The following is an 18,508-nucleotide window of genomic DNA, read 5'->3' as shown; positions in this document are numbered from 1 at the left end:
ATGATCGTTCCCACGCAGAGCGTGGGAACGATCAGTGTGGGTTACTTGCCGACGAACTCCGCCTCACGCTTGGCAATAAACGCCGCCATCCCTTCCTTCTGATCCTGCGTCGCAAACGCCGCATGGAACACCCGGCGTTCAAAGCGCACACCTTCCGACAGGCTGACTTCAAAGGCGCGGTTGACGCTTTCCTTGATCATCATCGCAATCGGCAGCGACTTCTTGGCAATCAGCGCCGCGACTTTCAATGCTTCTTCCAATAGCTCATCCGCCGGCACGATGCGCGCCACAATGCCGCAACGCTCCGCTTCCACTGCATCAATCAAACGCCCGCTCAGGCACATTTCCATGGCCTTGGCCTTGCCCACTGCACGGGTCAGGCGCTGGGTGCCGCCCATGCCAGGCAGTACGCCGAGGTTGATTTCCGGCTGACCGAATTTGGCATTGTCGCCCGCCAGAATGAAGTCGCACATCAACGCCAGTTCACAACCACCGCCCAAGGCAAAACCGTTGACCGCGGCAATGATCGGCTTGCGGCGGTTGGCCACGCGATCGCTGTCACTGAACAAGTCGTCGAGGTAGATCTGCGGGTAGGTCAGCTCGGCCATTTCCTTGATGTCGGCACCGGCGGCGAAGGCTTTTTTCGAGCCGGTCAGCACGATGCAACCGATGTTCGAATCGGCTTCCAGGCCATCGAGGGCGTGGTTCAGTTCACTGACGAGTTGGGCATTCAACGCGTTCAGCGCTTGCGGACGGTTGAGGGTGATCAGCCCAACGCGACCGTGGGTTTCCAGCAGAATCGTTTCGTAGTTCATAGGTGGGCTCCTTCTCAAAGATTGCGCGAAATGACCATGCGCTGAATGTCGCTGGTGCCTTCGTAGATCTGACACACCCGCACGTCGCGGTAGATCCGCTCCAGCGGGAAGTCGTTCAGGTAACCGTAACCGCCAAGGGTTTGCAACGCCGAGGAGCAGACCTTTTCGGCCATTTCCGAAGCGAACAGCTTGGCCATAGACGCTTCGACCAGCGCCGGCTTGCCGCTGTCGCGCAATGCCGCCGCGTAATGCACCATCTGCCGGGCCACGGCGATCTGGGTGGCCATGTCTGCCAGGCGGAAGGCTACCGCCTGGTGTTCGATGATCGGCTTGCCGAAACTCTCGCGTTCACGGGCGTAGTCGCGGGCCGCTTCGAACGCGGCGCGGGCCATGCCCACCGATTGCGAGGCAATGCCGACGCGGCCGCCTTCGAGGTTGGCCAGGGCGATCTTGTAGCCTTCGCCCTCCTCACCCAGTCGATTGGCCACCGGGACTTTCACATCCTCGAAGAGGATCTGGCAGGTATCGGAAGCATGTTGGCCAAGCTTGTCTTCGACCCGCGCGACTTTATAGCCCGGCGAATCGGTGGGCACGATCAGCGCGGTGATCCCGCGTTTGCCGGCAGTCGGGTCGGTCACCGCAAACACAATCACCACCCCGGCGTTTTGCCCGGAGGTGATGAACTGCTTGCAGCCGTTGAGTACATAGTGATCGCCGTCCAGCCGGGCGCGTGTTTTCAGGCTGCTGGCATCGGAGCCGGCTTGCGGTTCGGTCAGCGCAAACGCACCGAGCATCGCGCCGCTGGCCAGCGGTTTGAGGAAGCGTTCTTTCTGGTCGTCGTTGCCGAACTTGAGGATCGGCACGCAACCCACCGAGTTGTGCACGCTCATGATGGTCGAGCAGGCGCCATCGCCGGCAGCGATTTCTTCCAGGGCCATGGCGTAGGCCAGGTAACCGGTGTCGCAACCGCCCCACTGCTCCGGCACCAGCATGCCGAAGAAACCCAGGTCGGCCATCTCGCTGATGGCTTCCTTGGGGAAGCGATGTTCACGGTCCCATTCGGCGGCGAACGGTTTCAGCCGTTCCTGGGCAAACTGCCGGGCCGCGTCGCTGATCTGAAGTTGTTCGTCATTGGGAATCATGCCAAGTCCTTAAAAATCGAGTTGAAACGCAAGACCTGTGGGAGCGGGCTTGTGTGGCGAGGGAGCTTGCTCCCGCTCGACTGCGCAGCAGTCGCAAAGCTTTTGGGGCCGCTTCGCGACCCAGCGGGAGCAAGCTCCCTCGCCACAAAAGCCCCACACACAGGTTGCGCCCCATTAGCCTCAGTACAGGCACTCCACAGCCATGGCCGTGGCTTCACCGCCGCCAATGCAGATCGCTGCAACGCCGCGCTTCAAGCCTTTCTGGCGCAGGGCCGAGAGCAAGGTCACGAGGATCCGCGCGCCAGAAGCACCGATCGGGTGACCCAAAGCGCAGGCACCGCCGTGGACGTTGATCTTCTCGTGGGGGATTTCCAGTTTGGTCATGGTCACCAGACTCACCACCGCGAAGGCTTCGTTGACTTCGAACAACTCGACTTCGTCCAGGGACCAGCCGGTTTTTTTCATCAACTTCTTGATCGCGCCCACCGGTGCCACCGGGAACAGCCCCGGTGTGTCGGCAAACGCGGCGTGGCCGTGAATCACCGCCAGCGGTTTCAGGCCTTGTTTTTCGGCTTCGGAACGACGCATCAGCACCAGTGCCGCCGCGCCGTCCGAGATCGAGCTGGAGTTCGCCGCCGTCACGGTGCCGCCGTCGCGGAACGCTGGTTTCAGCGAGGCGATTTTGTCCAGCTTGGCTTTCGGTGGCTGTTCGTCGTGACTGATCAGCACCTGCTCTTTGCCGACGGTCACGGTGAGCGGCACGATCTCGGCCGTGAAGCTGCCGTCCTTGATCGCCTGCTGCGCGCGGGTGGTCGAGGCGATGGCAAAGGCGTCCTGAGCTTCGCGGCTGAAGCCGTTGGTTTCAGCGCAATCCTCGGCAAAGGTGCCCATCAGGCGGCCCTTGTCGTAGGCATCTTCCAGACCGTCAAGGAACATGTGATCGAGCACCCGGCCGTGGCCCATGCGGTAACCGCTGCGGGCACGGTCCAGCAGATACGGGGCGTTGGACATGCTTTCCATGCCGCCAGCGACCACCACATCGGCACTGCCGGCGATCAGCATGTCGTGGGCCAGGATCGTGGCTTCCATGCCCGAGCCGCACATTTTGTTCAGCGTCGTGCAACGGGTCGATTTATCCAGCCCGGCGCCCAGTGCCGCTTGCCGCGCCGGGGCCTGACCGAGGCCGGCGGAGAGCACGCAGCCGAACAACACTTCTTCTACGGACTCAGGGGCGATACCGGCGCGCTCTACGGCAGCACGAATCGCGGCGGCGCCCAGTTGCGGCGCGGTCAGGCTTTTCAGTTCGCCCTGGAAACCGCCCATCGGGGTGCGGACGGCGCTGACAATAACAATCGGATCGTTGGACAGTGTCATGACAAATACTCCTTATTTGGCGGCCATGCGCAAGGCACCGTCGAGACGGATCACCTCGCCGTTGAGCATGCTGTTTTCTATGATATGCCTGGCCAGCGCGGCGTACTCGCCCGGCTTGCCCAATCGCTGTGGAAACGGCACGCCAGCGGCCAAAGACTCGCGCACTTGCGGTGTCATGCCGGCCATCATCGGGGTTTCGAAAATGCCCGGTGCGATGGTCATCACGCGAATGCCGAAGCGTGCCAGTTCACGGGCGGCGGGCAAGGTCAGGCTGGCAATCGCGCCTTTCGAGGCCGAGTACGCGGCCTGGCCGATCTGGCCGTCGAAGGCCGCGACCGACGCGGTGTTGATGATCACGCCGCGCTCGCCGTCTTCATCGGCTTCGGTTTCGGCAATCGCCGCCGCCGCCAGGCGCAGCATGTTGAAACTGCCGATCAGGTTGACGTTGATCACCTGGCTGAAACTGGCCAACCCATGGGGGCCGTTCTTGCCGAGGATCTTCTCGCCACGGACGATGCCGGCGCAATTGACCAGACCATTGAGGCCGCCAAACGCTTTGACCGTCGCCTGCACCGCCGCTTCGGCTGCTGCTTCGTTGCTGATATCCGCCACCACGCTTTGCGCGCCGAGACGTGCAGCCTGGGCCGCGACGGCTTCGGCGTTCATGTCCACCAGCATCACCTTGGCGCCAGCCGCCACCAGCATTTCCGCAGTGGCGGCACCGAGGCCGGATGCACCGCCGGTGACGAGAAAAATCTTGTTTTCGATCTGCATCATTGTTTCCTTGGATTCAAGCTGAAACGTTCTTCGCGCTGGCCTCTTGAGCCTTGGCGATTTCCTGGTTGCGCAAGATAAAGCGCTGCAATTTGCCGCTTGGGGTTTTCGGCAATTCGCTGACAAATTCGATTTCGCGGGGGTAAGCGTGCGCCGCCAGACGCTTGCGCACGTGTTGGCGCAGCTCTTCGGCCAACGCAGGCTCAGCGCGGTATTGCGGGCTGAGCACGACAAAGGCTTTCACCAGCTCGGTGCGCTCCGGGTCGGGTTTGCCGATTACCGCGGCTTCGACCACCGCCGGGTGTTCGATCAGTGCGCTTTCCACGTCGAACGGGCCGACGCGGTAGCCGGAGGTGGTGATCACGTCGTCGCTGCGGCCGACGAAGCTGATGCTGCCGTCCGGGTTCCATTCCACGGTGTCGCCGCTCAGGTAATAGTTGCCGACGAAGGCCTTGGTCGGCGCACCTTCGTAACCGCTGAACCAGCACATCGGCGATTGGGTACGGTCGATGGCCAGAATGCCCGGCTGGCCGACGCCCAGTTCTTTGTATTCCTCGTCGAGCACCACGATGCGGTGGCCCGGCGAGGCAAAACCGGCGGCGCCGACGTGCACCGGATGGTCGAGGCCGTGGTGATTGCACAGGACCATGCCCAGTTCGGTCTGGCCGTAATGGTCATGAATCACCACACCGAGGTTATCGGCGAACCAGCGAATCACTTCCGGGTTCAGCGGCTCGCCGGCGCTGCTGACGATGCGCAGCTTGCCCTTGATCGAACGGGCGAAATCGTCGCCACCGGCAATCAGCAAACGGTAGGCGGTCGGTGAACCGGTGAGGTTGGTGATCCCGTATTTGTTGATCACCCGGCAAGTGCTTTCGAGGGTGAACGGGCCATCGTAAAAGGTAATTGGATGCCCCATCGACATCGGGCCGGTGACGCCGAAATAAATGCCATAGGCCCAGCCCGGATCGGCGACGTTCCAGAACGCGTCTTCAGGGCGCAAATCCACCGCGTCACGGGTGTAACTCTGGAACGCGACAATGGCCTTGAGCGGCACCGACAGTGCTTTCGACGGGCCGGTGGTGCCCGAGGTAAACATCAGCAGAAACGGGTCTTCACCGGTCAGCAATACCGGTTCGCATTCAGGGGAATAATTGGCCAGTTCGGCCCAGAAACTGAAATCGCCACGCACGATGCCCTGCCCCTTGGGACCGCCAACGGTGACGATGGTCGGGCAGTCGGCCACTTCAGCGAGTTTCGGGCGATTGACCGCGTCGGTTACTACGACTGCGGCGCCGGAACTGTTGAGGCGATGTTCGATGGCTTTCGGGCCGAAGGCTGTAAACAGCGGCTGATAGACCGCGCCGATGCGCCAGGTGGCGAACACGGTGATCAGCAATTCGATATTGCGTGGCAGGAGGCCGGCGACTTTATCGCCCTTCTTCACGCCCTGGGCCAACAGGAAATTGGCGAAGCGCGCGGCTTTGTCCTGCAAGTCGCTGAAGGTGTAGGTCGCGCTGGCGCCGTCGCGGCCTTCCCAGAACAGCGCGATGCGCCCCGGCAAGGCATGCCGGTCGCAACATTCGACGCAGGCGTTGAGCGCGCTCAACGACCCCGTGAGCGCGGCATCGACGGCGTGCTGATAATTGAACTGTGACGTGGCAGACAAATAATCGCGCATTGCCAGAGTCCCTGTGTATTTTTATTAGGTTGGGGAACCGTAAATAACTGGGAAATACTCGCTCTGCGCGGGGAACGGGACAATGGTCAAAGCTATCAAGTTGTGTGACTGGTTTGGCCAAGGGCTGAAGGATGCGGCGCCCGGATGACCGCCATCGCGGGCAAGCCCGCTCCCACAGGTTTTACGGCGTGTACGACATTTATGGTCACCGCATATCACTGTGGGAGCTGGCTTGCCCGCGAAGGCACCAGACCAGGCACCACAGAATCCGGATCAACTGGGTTCGTTAAGAATCAAACTCCGATAATGTCCCGGATTAGACCCCGACCACTTGCGAAACGCCTTGTAGAACGAGCTGGCATCGGCAAACCCCAAACGTGTAGCGATTTCAGCAAAGCTGATGGCCGGCTCGGCCAGCCAGACGATGGCCAGTTCCTTGCGCACGCTGTCCTTGAGCCCCTGATACGTCTGCCCTTCTTCGGCCAGGCGTCGACGCAGGGTCGAGGCCGACATGCACAGTTGCTGCGCCAGCGCCTCGGTTTCCGGCCAGTGCTCGGCGGGCAGTTGCCGCAGATCGTGCTTGATCCGGCTGGCCAGGCTCTCCGGATCACGATACTTGACGAGGATATTGGCCGGCGCATGGGCGAGGAAGCGCTTGAGCTCTTCGGCGCTGCGCTTGATTGGCAAATCCAGGCAGTCGGCCGAGAAAATCATCCGCGTGCGCGGCCGGTCGAATCGCAGGTTCTCGGAGAACATCACCCGATAGTCATCGCAAAAATCCGGCGCCGGGCAGCGCAACTCGATGGCCAGGATCGGAATCCGCCGCCCCGCCAGCCAGCAGGCCACGCCGTGGACGATCATCCAGTAAGTGAAATAAGTGAAGGCGCGGCGCGGGTCTTCGTCGTCCTCCAACAGGACGATTTCCGCCAGGCTTTGCTGCCGAACCAGTTGTGCGGGCAGGCGTTCAAGCATCAACGACAGAAAGCTCAGGCCCGAGGTCAGCCCGGCGGCCAGGCTCGGCTGGACCATGGAGCAGCGACACAGAAACGCCAGGCTGCCGGACTTGAGCTTGCGCGGGTCCATGCCAAAAAACTCATCGTCCCGGCGCTGCGCCAGCAATCGCCACAGGCGCGCATAGGCGGTGGCTGGAACACGGGCGTCGTTGGTTTCCAGCAACGCCGGATCGATGTCGACCTTGTTCAACACCTCTTCGGTGGCAGCGCCCGGGGCGCAACTTTGCAACAGCGCCTCACGCACCAGTTGAATGGAGATGGTGTCTTTTTCCGACATTGACCGTGGCGAGCCTTGTTCTTGTTTAAGTGGTGGGCATATTAGCGCAGCCACCAGCCCGGCGCAGATCCCTGTGGGCAGCCTAAATCCTGTGGGGGCGGGCTTGCCCGCGAAGATTTATGTCGATCACAATTCCAATGTGGGAGCGAGCCTGCTCGCGAAGGCGTACTCACCGGCAACACACCCGCCCCGCCGTGTTACCCCTTACAAAATCCGATACAACAACCGTTCGATCCGCACCCGACTCACGCGCTTGAGGAACTTGGCCACCCCCGCCGGATAATCCGGCAGCGTCTCCAGATCCTGATACCGCTCAATGCGCTGGGTGTGCTGGAAGATCTCCGCCAGCTCTTTGCCACGCGGCTCCAGCAACTCGCCCTGCGGATCATCAATCAGCAACGCGTTTTCCAGATCGAGACGGAACGCCCGCGGATTGAGGTTGTTGCCGGTCAGCAAGGTGTAGCGCTGATCGATCCACATGCCCTTGAGGTGATAGGTGTTGTCGCCATCCTTCCATAAATGCAGGTTCAGCTTGCCGCTGTCGATGCTGCGCTGATGACGTTTGGCGAAGCGTCGCAGGCTGATCTCGTACAGGTATGGCAGCGCCGCGATCACCTTGAACGGCTCGCTGGGCGGAATGTAGAAATCGTTGGCGGTCTTGTCACCGACGACGATGTCGATCTTCACGCCCCGCGCCAGGGCCCGATTGATTTCCCGGGTCACCGCCAGCGGCAGGTTGAAGTACGGCGTGCAGATGGTCAGCTGATGCTGCGCACTGGCGATCAGCTCGCAGATCACCCGGCTCAACGGGTTGTTCTTGCCCACCCCGAGCAACGGACTGACCGATAAACCGCCCTTCGCCGTGCTGCCCGCCGTGGTGTCATACGCCGCGTGCTTGAGACGGCTGCGCAGGTCGCCGATGTCGTGGCGCAGGCTGCGGGTGGTCGGCAGGTTCGGCAGGTCGAGGCGATGTACCGCTTTGGAAGTGATCAGACCGTGCTGAATCAGGTGCTGCATGGAATCGGCCAGCGCCTGGTTCTGCAACAGGTGATAGCGGTCGAAGCGGTACTTGTCGAATTTGTGCAGGTAAACGTTGTTCAGGCTCGCGCCGCTGTAAATCACGCAATCGTCGATCACGAAGCCCTTCAAATGCAGCACACCGAACAACTCGCGGGTCTGCACCGGCACGCCGTACACCGGCACAACGCTGTGGTGGGTGCGGGTGGTTTCCTGATACCAGGCCGAGTTGCCCGGCTGCTTGCCGGCGCCGATCAAGCCGCGCTGGGCGCGCAGCCAGTCCACAACCACCACCACGTCCAATTCCGGACGCGCCAGTTTGGCGGCGTGCAGGGCATCGAGGATTTCCTGGCCGGCCTCATCCTGTTGCAGGTACAGCGCGACGATGTAGATACGCCGGGTTGCCTGAGCGATTTGTTCCAGCAGGCAACGACGGAACTCGGCAGCGCCAGAGAGGATGGTGACGGCATCGGCGGTCAGCGGAAAACTGCGCAGTTTAGGCAGCAGAGAGCGTTTGAAAAGCGACGGCATAGGGCTCGCAAAAGGTCGAATCCGAAGAACCCGAGAGCTTACACCATGGATTGCCTTGGGTCTTGTTAGTGTCTGTAAAGCCCCCTTCGCGAGCAGGCTCGCTCCCACAGGGGAATGCATTTCAAATGTGGGAACGAGCCTGCTCGCGACGGCAACTTCACAGTCACCACAAATAATTTCTTGACCAAGGAGAACGATCATTCTACTGTTGGCCACATGAACGAAATCACTAGCAACGACACACGCGACATCATTCTGGATGTCACCGAAAAGTTGATCTACAAAAGTGGCATCGCTGCCACCGGCATGGATCTTCTGGTGAAAACCGCCGGCGTCTCCAGAAAAAGTATTTACCGCTACTTCGCCAACAAGGAGGAGCTTGTCGTCGCGGCCCTGCAACGCCGTGATGTGCGCTGGATGCACTGGTATCGGAGCGAAGTCGGCAAGGCGCAAACCCCGGCCGAGCGGCTCCTCAACCTGTTTACCGTGCTCAAGGCCTGGTTCGCCTCAGAGGGCTTTCGTGGCTGCGCATTCATCAACACCAGCGGCGAAACCGGCGACCCGCAAGACCCGGTTCGCCTGGTCGCCAAAGACCACAAACAGAAGCTGCTCGACTACGTGCGCGAGCTCTGTACCGAACATGGCGCCACAGACCCGCAGACGCTGGCCAAGCAGCTGCTGATCCTGATCGACGGTGCCATTACCGTAGCGCTTGTGATGGGTGATCACAGTGCCGCCGATAATGCGCAATGCATGGCGCGAAAGTTATTGGACCTGTAACACTTCTGATAAGCCCGACAACGTGTTTGAACGTTAATTTGATAGGGAGACTTTATATGTCTACTGCCGAAGTTCGTCCGCCATTGCCGCCGTTTACCCGTGAATCCGCTATCGAGAAAGTTCGCCTGGCCGAAGACGGCTGGAACTCCCGCGACCCGGAACGGGTGTCCCTGGCCTACACCCTGGACACCCAGTGGCGTAACCGCGCCGAATTCGCCCACAACCGCGAAGAAGCCAAAGCTTTCCTGACCCGCAAATGGGCCAAGGAACTGGACTACCGGCTGATCAAGGAACTCTGGGCCCATGGCGACAACCGGATCGCCGTGCGTTATGCCTACGAATGGCACGACGACTCGGGCAACTGGTTCCGTTCCTACGGCAACGAGAACTGGGAGTTCGACGAGAACGGCTTGATGTACAACCGTTATGCCTGCATCAACGACATGCCGATCAAGGAAAGCGACCGCAAGTTCCACTGGCCGCTGGGTCGTCGGCCGGATGATCACCCGGGCTTGTCCGACCTGGGCCTGTAACCTCACCGAGATCCATGTGGGAGCGGGCTTGCCCGCGATGGCGATGTCACAGACGACTTATTTGTTGAATGTGAAACCGTCATCGCGGGCAAGCCCGGCTCCCACAGGTCTTATGGTGTTTAGGCGACCGCGGTCTGATGCTTGATAGCCACTTTGGCCTCCAGCTCCCGCACCAACGGCAACACCCGCTTCCCGAAGTATTCAACCTCTTCCTGAAAGTGTAGAAACCCCGCCAGCACCAAATCCACGCCCACCGCTTTCAACGCGACGATCCGCTCGGCAATCTGTTGTGGTGTGCCGATCAGGTTGGTCTTGAAGCCATCGTTGTACTGCACCAGATCCTCAAAGGTCGATTTGGCCCAGTTGCCCTCGCCCTCGGGCGACGCCCTTCCCGCCTGCTTCGCCGCATCGCCAAAGGCATTCACCGCTTCCGGGTCGGCCTGGTCGATGATCTGCGCCAGCACCGCCCGTGCTTCTTCTTCGGTGTCGCGAGCGATGACGAAAGCATTCACCCCGACCTTCACCGCGTGATTATTCGCGGATGCTTTCGTGCGAATGTCGTCGACCTGGGCCTTGATGCCCTCGGGGGTGTTGCCGTTGGTGAAGTACCAGTCCGAAACCCGCGCCGCCATGTCCCGTGCCGCCCGGGAACTGCCGCCCTGAAAGACTTCCGGCTGGCCCAGCGGCTTGGGTTTGAGGCTGTAGTTGTCGAAGCGGTAGAAGTCACCGCGAAAGGTGAAATTGTCCTGGGTCCAGATACCCTTGAGCGCGCGAATGAATTCTTCGGAGCGGCGATAACGTTCGTCGTGCTCCAGCCAGTGTTCACCGATGGCTTGAAACTCGCCCTTGAACCAGCCGCTGACAATGTTCACCGCCACCCGGCCGTTGGTGAGTTGATCGATGGTCGCCAGTTGCTTGGCCGCCAGCGCCGGCTGCCATGGCCCCGGCAGGATCGCCGCGATGACTTTCAGTTTGTTGGTCGCGGCCAGCAGCGCATGGCTGAAGGCAACGGATTCGTGTTGAAACTCGGCGCCATAACCGGCAGTGAAACGAATCTGGGTCAGGGCATATTCGAACCCGGCCTCTTCGGCCAGTTGCGCCAGTTTGCGGTTGTAGTCGATGCCCCAGTGGGTGCGCTGCTCGATCTTGCTGACCACCAGCCCGCCGCTGACGTTCGGCACCCAGTAGGCAAATTTGACGGCTTGCTGACTCATTGACATGTCCTCGGGTTTTCAGGGAAGTCTTTAGCCAGAGCAGCAACCGTGCCAGCGCTGTGACACGACCGCCTTAAGCCAAGTGAAATGCGAGCCTGCTCGCGAAAGCGCTGTCTCAGCCAACATCCATGCTGAGTCTGATGGCCCCTTCGCGAGCAGGCTCGCTCCCACAGGAATTCGGTTGTAGCTGAAGCAATTTGCTGATGCACTGTTGGTACGGCAACAGTTGCAGTGGGGATAACCCACATACCAACCCGCAATGACAGGACTATGAATGTCGGCATGGACCGTGCAATCCCCTATGACACTCACTGCCGTTCCAAGGAGCTGTCCCATGACCGAACACCAAATAATCAACCCGCTGTCCATTGGCACTGACTACGAAGCGCTGGCCGCGCGATTCCGGCCGATCTTCCAGCACATTGCCGCCGGTGCCGTTGAGCGCGAACAGACCCGCAGCCTGCCTTACGAGCCGATTCAATGGCTCAAGGAGGCTGGCTTCGGCGCCGTGCGGGTGCCGGTTGAATACGGCGGTGGCGGTGCGTCCCTGCCGCAATTGTTCGAGCTGCTGATCGAACTGGCCGAAGCCGATTCCAACGTGCCCCAGGCCCTGCGCGGGCATTTCGCCTTTGTCGAGGACCGCTTGAACTCACCGCCGGGGCCGGGCCGGGATCTGTGGTTCAAACGCTTTGTCGACGGTGACATCGTCGGCAATGCCTGGACCGAGATCGGCACCGTGGCGATCGGCGATGTGATCACCAAAGTCTCGCCCCACGGCGATCAGTGGCGGCTCAACGGTGAAAAGTTCTACAGCACTGGCAGCCTTTTCTCCGACTGGATCGACGTCTATGCCCAGCGCAGCGATACCGGCGGCGATGTGATTGCCGCCGTCCGCACACGCCAGCCGGGGATTGTGCAGAGCGATGACTGGGACGGCTTCGGCCAACGCACCACTGGCAGCGGCACCTCGCGGTTTATCGAGGCCGAGGTGGACGCCGAGAACATCATCGACTTCGCCACCCGCTTCAAATACCAGACGGCGTTTTATCAATTGGTGCTGCTGGCGACCCTGGCCGGGATTGGCCGCGCCGCGTTACGTGATGTGGCTTATCAGGTGCGCGAGCGCAAGCGCATCTACAGCCATGGCAATGCACAGCGGGTCAGCGAGGATTCACAAGTGCAGCAGGTTGTCGGTGAAGTGGCGGCGTGGGTATATGCCGCCGAAGCCAGTGCCCTGAAAGCTGCGCAACCGGCGCAGCGGGCTTATCTGGCGCGGTTCTCGGGGGATGAAGCGCAGGAACGGGCGGCGAATGTGGCGGCGGAAATCGAATCGGCCAGGGCTCAGGTGGTAGTCGCGGAATTGATCCAGCGGGCGACCACGGCGCTGTTCAATGCACTCGGGGCTTCGGATGTGCGCGAAGGCAAATCGCTGGATCGGCATTGGCGCAATGCGCGAACCGTGTCGTCGCACAATCCGCTGATCTACAAGGCGCGGATTGTCGGGGACTGGGCGATTAACGGGACTGAACCGCCGTTTGTGTGGCAGATCGGTAATGGGCTCGACCGAAAGTGATGTAGCGCCTACCAGTAAGCCATCGCGAGCAGGCTCGCTCCCACATTGATCTGTGCTATGTAAGAGATCCCCTGTGGGAGCGAGCCTGCTCGCGATGATGGCAGACCGGTCGCCGCAGAGTTTGGATATGGGTAAGATACCGCCCCTTCCCCGCAGCCCTCTTCTGCGACCTGCCGAATAAGCCCATTCCATGCCCTTCGAACTCAGTGTTGACCTCACTACCCTGGCCGTTCTGGCTCTCGTCGCTTTCATTGCCGGTTTCATCGACGCCATCGCTGGCGGTGGCGGTCTGTTGACCACCCCGGCGCTGCTGACTGCCGGCCTGCCGCCGCACCTGGTGCTGGGCACCAACAAACTCAGTTCGACCTTTGGCTCGGCCACGGCCAGTTTCACCTTCTACCGGCGCAAGCTGTTCCATCCACGGCAATGGATGCACGCCATCGTCGGCACGTTAATCGGTGCACTCACCGGTGCCATCGTCGCTCATTACTTGCCCGCGCAATGGCTGAACAAGATGCTGCCGGTGATCGTTTTCGCCTGCGGCCTGTACCTGCTGTTCGGCGGCACGCCGAAAGCGCCGCTGGACAGCGACGCACCCATCAAGAAAAAGTGGCAATCGACCCAAGGCTTCAGCCTCGGCTTCTATGACGGCGTGGCCGGCCCGGGAACGGGGGCGTTCTGGACCGTCAGCAGCCTGTTGCTCTACCCCATCGACCTGGTCAAGGCCAGCGGCGTGGCGCGCAGCATGAACTTCGTCAGCAACATCGCGGCGCTGTCGGTGTTCATCTTGTCAGGCCAGGTGGACTGGATCATCGGCCTGAGCATGGGCCTGTCGGTGATGGTCGGCGCCTTCTTCGGCGCGCGCACCGCCATCAGCGGCGGTGCGAAATTCATTCGCCCGGTGTTCATCACCGTGGTGCTCGGCCTGACCGTGCGCTTAGCCTGGCAGCACTGGTTCAGCGTGACCTAAGCGCCGCGCCACGTAAACGTCGATCAGGTAACGGGCAATCGAGCGTGATGCCGGCAACGGCGGCAGTTCGCGTACGTTGAACCACTGGGCGTCTTCGATCTCGTCTTCCTGACAGACAATCTCGCCCCCGGCGTACTCGGCATGAAAACCGAGCATCATCGAATGCGGGAACGGCCAGCACTGACTGCCCATGTACTGGACGTTCTTGACCTCGATCTGCACCTCTTCGCGAACCTCGCGAATCAGGCAGTCTTCTGCCGACTCACCCGGCTCGGCAAACCCCGCCAACGTGCTGTAGACCCCGGTGACAAAGCGTGGCGAACGGGCCAGCAGAACCTCGTCGCCACGGGTCACCAGCACAATCATGCTCGGTGAAATCCGTGGATAGTGGCGTAAATCGCACGGCTCGCAGTACATCGCCCGTTCACGCGGCACCTGGATCATCGCAAGCCCGCAGTTGCCGCAAAAGCGATGCTCGCGGGCCCAGGTACCGATTTGCGCGGCATAGCCGAGCATCTTGTAGACGGTGTGATCGCCCTCGAGCATGAACGCCCGCAGGCCTTTCCAGTTGCAGCCCGGCACTTCGCTGTGACTGCGCAGCTCCAGCAGGTAGACCGGTTCACCATCGAGGTGCCCGATGCCGTGCTCGGCAAGAACCGACAAGTCCTGACGCTTGAGCCATTCCCGTGGAAACAGCGCGCCATTGTCATCGAACAAAAAACCTTCGGGGCTGCGCGCCACGGCCCAGCCGCCGGGTTGATCGGTGTCCAGTACTGCGGTGGTCCAGCGTAAAGTCATGGTTAATCAATCCAGAAATTCGGGTTTCCGTTTGCTCATATGGGCGGCCATGGCCACGCGCAGATCGGAGGATTGCAGCATGGCGGCGTTCCAGGTGGCGACATATTCAAGGCCGTCGTCGATGCGATGGTCGCGCATGTAGCTGATCATCTCTTTGGTGCCGGTGATGGCAATCGGCGACTTGCCGGCGATTTCACGGGCAATGCCCATCACGCCTTCAAGCAGGCTGGCGGTGTCGCTGTAGACGCGATTGACCAGACCGATGCTGCGCGCTTCATCGGCGCCAAAGGTGCGACCAGTGTAAGCCAGTTCACGCAGCATGCCGTCACCGATGATCCGCGGCAAGCGTTGCAAAGTGCCCACATCGGCCGCCATGCCGATATCGATTTCCTTGATGGAAAATTGTGCGTCCTGGGCCGCGTAACGCATGTCGCACGCCGAAATCAGGTCGATGGCGCCGCCCAGGCAATACCCCTGGATCGCCGCCAGCACCGGTTTGCGACAGTTGTCGACGGCATTGAAGGACGCTTGCAGCGCGAGGATCTTGCGACGCAGCAGGCGCGCGTTGCGGCCCACGTCCTTGCCCAGTTCGTTGGCCACACCGGCCAGCATCATCAGGTCGATGCCGGAAGAAAAATGCTTGCCGGCGCCACTGAGCACCACCACCCGGACTTCGTCTGTATCGTCGACCCACTGGAAAATCTCGATGATCTCGTTCCAGAACGCGGCGTTCATCGAATTGATTTTTTCCGGACGGTTGATCTGCACATGGGCGATGTTATCGGCCAGTTCGACGCTGAAGGCGGTGTATTGAGACATGGCAGTGATCCTTTACCCGGCAGAGAATGAGGCCCGAACTATAACAAGGCATCCGTGCAGGCAGTAAGGCAGCGGTTCGGCCAAATGCGGGACTGGTCTGAGTTCCATGGTGTCCGTGCCGGCCCTATCGCGAGCAGGCTCGCTCCCACATTGGATCTGCGGCGTTCACACATCCCCTGTGGGAGCGAGCCTGCTCGCGATTGGCCGCACCACCGAAATTATTGCGAAGCCGGCTTAGCGCATGAGCGAAATTGTCACTACGCTTGCGCCTGACTTTCCAAGGAGGAACCTACCCATGCCAATTTCTTCACGCGCGGCCTTACTGGTCATCGACGTCCAGAACGACTTCATTCCCGGCGGTCAACTACCGGTGCCGGAAGGTGACCTGATTGTGCCCCTGATCAACCGTCTCGGCCGTCAATTCAAGCAGGTCATCATTGCTCAGGACTGGCACCCACCGGGCCATGCCTCGTTCGCGTCCAGCCATCCGGGGCGCAAGCCTTACGATGTGATTCAGTTGCCTTACGGCGAGCAGACACTCTGGCCTGAGCATTGCGTGCGAGCCACGCCCGGCGCCGAATTCCATGTGGAACTGGACCTGCCCCACGCCCAATTGATCATCCGCAAGGGTTGCAACCCGGACATCGACAGCTATTCGGCGTTTCTGGAGGCGGATCGAACCACGACCACCGGCCTGGCCGGGTATCTGAAAGAGCGCGGCATCGACACGGTTTACATGGTCGGGCTGGCACTGGATTTCTGCGTGATGTTCTCCGCGCTGGATGCGCGGGCGGCGGGGTTCAATGCGTTTGTGGTGCTGGATGCTTGTCGGGCGATTGATCTGGAAGGCTCGCTGGCGGCGGCGATTGAGCGGATGCAGGTGGCGGGGGTCGGGTTGATTGAGTCAACCGAATTACTCGACTGAACACTCAAAAAACTGTGGCTGGTGATGCCTTGTGGCGAGGGGGCTTGCCCCCGTTGCCCCCCCTGCATGGCGACTTATACCGCTCCTACATTTGGATCGAGTAAAACCCGCAAAGGAGTGACTCCAGGACAGGCGTTAAACCGATGTCGGCAACCAAAGTCGGAACCGCGCCCCACCCTGGGGCGACGCTTGCGCGGTGAGCGTTCCACCCTGCGCTTCCAGCGCCCGGCGGCTGATCGCCAAACCCAGCCCAAACCCGCCAGTGGCTCGATCCCGACTGCGATCCAGCCGATAGAACGGCTCGAAAATCCGCTCGCGCTCTTCTTCCGGAATGCCGATGCCGTCGTCGTCCACCCAGATCTCACACCCCTTGGGGCACACCTGCACACCGATCTGAATCCGTTTTTCGCAATAGCGCATGGCGTTGCGCAGCAGGTTCTGGATCGCCCGGGCGGTCAATCGCGGGTCCAGCGAGAAGCGTTCGAGCTGGCCATGAAGCAGCACATCGATGACGATTTGCGGTGAGTCGAGCTCTTCATCGACGCTGCCCAGAATGCTGTCGATGAATTCATCCAGCGACACCTCGACCTGCTCCGGCAAGCTCGCCGGGTTTTGCAATCGGCTGTAAGACAGCAGTTCCAGCACCAACTCATCCAGTTCGCGAATGTGTGCGACCAGACCTTGCAGACGTTCGCGGCTGGTGGCTGGCAAGTCGTCGGACAGCGCCAGGGCCAGGCCGAAATCCAGCCGCGTCAACGGCGTGCGCAGTTCGTGGGACACCGCATTGAGCAGATCGCGCTGCTGGTTGAGCAGGTTTTCGATATCGCCGGCCATGGTGTCGAAGACGTTGGCCAGGCTGCCGATGTTGGAACTCGGGGAAATCTGCGTGCGCTCACTCAAGTGGCCCTTGCCGAAGCGTTCGGCGGTGCCTTTGAGGCGCTCCAGGTCGCGCCAGTGCGGGCGCAGCCACAGCAACAGACAGGCCAGCATGGTCGCGCCGATCAGCACGTTGATGCTCCAGTACAACCAACTGACGTCCGTCGGGTCCGGCGGTACGACCATTTCCACCACCATCCGCTCGTTCAATGGCGCCACAGCCAGGGTGCGCCAGCCCCAGTCGCCGATGCGCACAATATTCTCACCGCGCTGCAAGCGTTCACGTTCGTCCGGAGTGAATTCGGCGTCGTCGTTGCGGGCCAGCACGATGTGCAGCGGCTGGAACTCCTTGTCCATCTCCGCCGTCAGCGCTGGCCACTGTTCGACAGGCACCGCGCGAAACTGCTTGACGATCAGCGTTTGCAAACCTCGGGAGTAATCGAGGTTGTAGGTGACAAAACGCTCATGGAAAACCTGGATCACCAGGTCCGGCACCAGGTAGATCGCCGCGCTGAACGAGACGATGGTCACCAGATAGAGACGAAACAGGATTCTGAACATGGGTTCAGCATTCCCACTCGGAGCGGCTGAACAGATAGCCCTTGCCCCACACGGTCTTGATCTTGCGCGCCTCGCCGGCGTGGTCGTCGAACTTGCGTCGCAGCTTGGAGATGGCTACGTCCACCGAGCGGTCGGTGCCGTTGAATTCGATACCGCGCAAGCGTTGCAGAATCTGGTCGCGGCTCAGCACTTCGCCGGCATGCCGGGCCAGCACCACCAGCAGGTTGTATTCGCCGCTGGACAGCTCGACCAGTTGCTCGCGCCAGGTCACGGTGCGCTCGGACAAGTCGATGCACAGGTTGCCCATGAGGATGCGGTCGTTGGCGGTCAGCGGTTCACTGAGGCTGCTGCGGCGCAGCAAGGTCCGCACCCGTGCCAGCAACACCCGTGGTTCGCAGGGTTTGGTGACATAGTCGTCGGCGCCCATTTCCAGGCCTAGCACCTGATCGTGGCTATCGTCGCGGGCGGTGAGCATCAGGATCGGCAAGGTCGCCGAATCGGCCCGCAACAAGCGGCAGACTTGCAAGCCGTCGAGCCCCGGCAGCATCAGATCGAGGATCACCAGGTCCGGCGGATTGATCCGCGCCCGTTCGCGCACGTGATCGCCACGGCTGATCACGTTGACCGAATAGCCATTGCGTTCCAGGTAGCTGGAAATCAGTTCGGAAAGCGCGGTGTCGTCTTCGACCAGGAGAATGTTGGGCATGGGTGTTTCCAGACGGTGGCGCCGGATAGACCGTCATCGCGAGCAGGCTCGCTCCCACAAGGGATTTCATGTGGACACAAATTCTGTGAACACTACCGGACCACTGTGGGAGCGAGCCTGCTCGCGATA

General features: G+C 61.0%; 17 protein-coding genes. 5 read left to right on the top strand and 12 right to left on the bottom strand.

Annotation, left to right across the window (positions count from 1 at the left end; genetic code table 11):
* Positions 1-41: 41 nt before the first annotated feature.
* From LOY38_RS13980 to pssA, 7 genes are all read right to left on the bottom strand, one after another.
* On the bottom strand, positions 42-815 hold the full coding sequence (locus LOY38_RS13980) for an enoyl-CoA hydratase (protein WP_258700531.1): 774 nt from the start codon (positions 813-815) through the stop codon (positions 42-44).
* 14 nt (positions 816-829) lie between these two features.
* Positions 830-1,957, bottom strand: a complete 1,128-nt coding sequence (locus tag LOY38_RS13975) for an acyl-CoA dehydrogenase (protein ID WP_258700530.1) — start codon at positions 1,955-1,957, stop codon at positions 830-832.
* 180 nt (positions 1,958-2,137) lie between these two features.
* The gene (locus tag LOY38_RS13970; protein ID WP_258700529.1) at positions 2,138-3,331 is read right to left on the bottom strand and encodes an acetyl-CoA C-acyltransferase; all 1,194 of its coding nucleotides are present in this window, start codon (positions 3,329-3,331) and stop codon (positions 2,138-2,140) included.
* A gap of 12 nt (positions 3,332-3,343) precedes the next feature.
* Positions 3,344-4,105 (bottom strand): SDR family NAD(P)-dependent oxidoreductase, encoded by a 762-nt coding sequence (locus tag LOY38_RS13965; protein ID WP_258700725.1) that lies wholly within the window; start codon positions 4,103-4,105, stop codon positions 3,344-3,346.
* A 16-nt stretch (positions 4,106-4,121) separates the two neighbouring features.
* On the bottom strand, positions 4,122-5,786 hold the full coding sequence (locus LOY38_RS13960) for an AMP-binding protein (protein WP_258700528.1): 1,665 nt from the start codon (positions 5,784-5,786) through the stop codon (positions 4,122-4,124).
* A gap of 273 nt (positions 5,787-6,059) precedes the next feature.
* Positions 6,060-7,076 (bottom strand): AraC family transcriptional regulator, encoded by a 1,017-nt coding sequence (locus tag LOY38_RS13955; protein WP_258700527.1) that lies wholly within the window; start codon positions 7,074-7,076, stop codon positions 6,060-6,062.
* 204 nt (positions 7,077-7,280) lie between these two features.
* Positions 7,281-8,624 (bottom strand): CDP-diacylglycerol--serine O-phosphatidyltransferase, encoded by a 1,344-nt coding sequence (gene pssA / locus LOY38_RS13950; RefSeq protein WP_258700526.1) that lies wholly within the window; start codon positions 8,622-8,624, stop codon positions 7,281-7,283.
* Between the two features lie 216 nt (positions 8,625-8,840).
* On the opposite strand from pssA, the gene LOY38_RS13945 reads away from it, so the two are divergent.
* Positions 8,841-9,404, top strand: a complete 564-nt coding sequence (locus LOY38_RS13945; RefSeq protein ID WP_258700525.1) for a TetR/AcrR family transcriptional regulator — start codon at positions 8,841-8,843, stop codon at positions 9,402-9,404.
* Positions 9,405-9,460: 56 nt separating this feature from the next.
* Positions 9,461-9,937 carry a nuclear transport factor 2 family protein gene (locus LOY38_RS13940; protein ID WP_258700524.1) on the top strand — a complete coding sequence of 159 codons (477 nt, stop codon included), beginning with the start codon at positions 9,461-9,463 and terminating at the stop codon, positions 9,935-9,937.
* Positions 9,938-10,056: 119 nt separating this feature from the next.
* On the opposite strand, the gene sfnG is transcribed toward LOY38_RS13940, so the two are convergent.
* Positions 10,057-11,157, bottom strand: coding sequence for a dimethylsulfone monooxygenase SfnG (gene sfnG, locus LOY38_RS13935; protein WP_258700523.1), 1,101 nt, complete (start codon positions 11,155-11,157; stop codon positions 10,057-10,059).
* Between the two features lie 328 nt (positions 11,158-11,485).
* Here sfnG and LOY38_RS13930 point away from each other — a divergent pair, with 328 nt between their 5' ends.
* Complete coding sequence (locus LOY38_RS13930; protein WP_258700522.1) at positions 11,486-12,724, top strand: acyl-CoA dehydrogenase family protein; 1,239 nt, start codon at positions 11,486-11,488, stop codon at positions 12,722-12,724.
* Between the two features lie 190 nt (positions 12,725-12,914).
* A complete protein-coding gene (locus LOY38_RS13925) occupies positions 12,915-13,694 on the top strand; it encodes a TSUP family transporter (RefSeq protein ID WP_258700521.1) in 780 nt (259 codons plus the stop codon).
* Here LOY38_RS13925 and nudC read toward each other — a convergent pair.
* A complete protein-coding gene (gene nudC / locus LOY38_RS13920; RefSeq protein WP_258700520.1) occupies positions 13,662-14,492 on the bottom strand; it encodes an NAD(+) diphosphatase in 831 nt (276 codons plus the stop codon). The genes LOY38_RS13925 and nudC overlap by 33 nt on opposite strands.
* Positions 14,493-14,498: 6 nt before the next feature.
* Positions 14,499-15,311: a crotonase/enoyl-CoA hydratase family protein gene (locus tag LOY38_RS13915; protein WP_258700519.1), complete on the bottom strand. Its 813-nt coding sequence runs from the start codon at positions 15,309-15,311 to the stop codon at positions 14,499-14,501.
* A gap of 295 nt (positions 15,312-15,606) precedes the next feature.
* Here LOY38_RS13915 and pncA point away from each other — a divergent pair, with 295 nt between their 5' ends.
* Entirely contained in the window at positions 15,607-16,236 is a 630-nt protein-coding gene (gene pncA, locus LOY38_RS13910; RefSeq protein WP_258700518.1) for a bifunctional nicotinamidase/pyrazinamidase, read from the top strand.
* 135 nt (positions 16,237-16,371) lie between these two features.
* Here pncA and LOY38_RS13905 read toward each other — a convergent pair whose 3' ends face one another.
* Positions 16,372-17,673, bottom strand: coding sequence for an ATP-binding protein (locus tag LOY38_RS13905; protein ID WP_258700517.1), 1,302 nt, complete (start codon positions 17,671-17,673; stop codon positions 16,372-16,374).
* A gap of 4 nt (positions 17,674-17,677) precedes the next feature.
* On the bottom strand, positions 17,678-18,379 hold the full coding sequence (locus LOY38_RS13900; RefSeq protein ID WP_258700516.1) for a response regulator transcription factor: 702 nt from the start codon (positions 18,377-18,379) through the stop codon (positions 17,678-17,680).
* Between the last annotated feature and the right edge of the window lie 129 nt (positions 18,380-18,508).

This window comes from Pseudomonas sp. B21-015 (assembly GCF_024749285.1).
GTDB lineage: Bacteria > Pseudomonadota > Gammaproteobacteria > Pseudomonadales > Pseudomonadaceae > Aquipseudomonas.
Note: the sequence above shows the minus strand (reverse complement) of the source record. Positions and strands in the feature narration are given on the sequence as shown.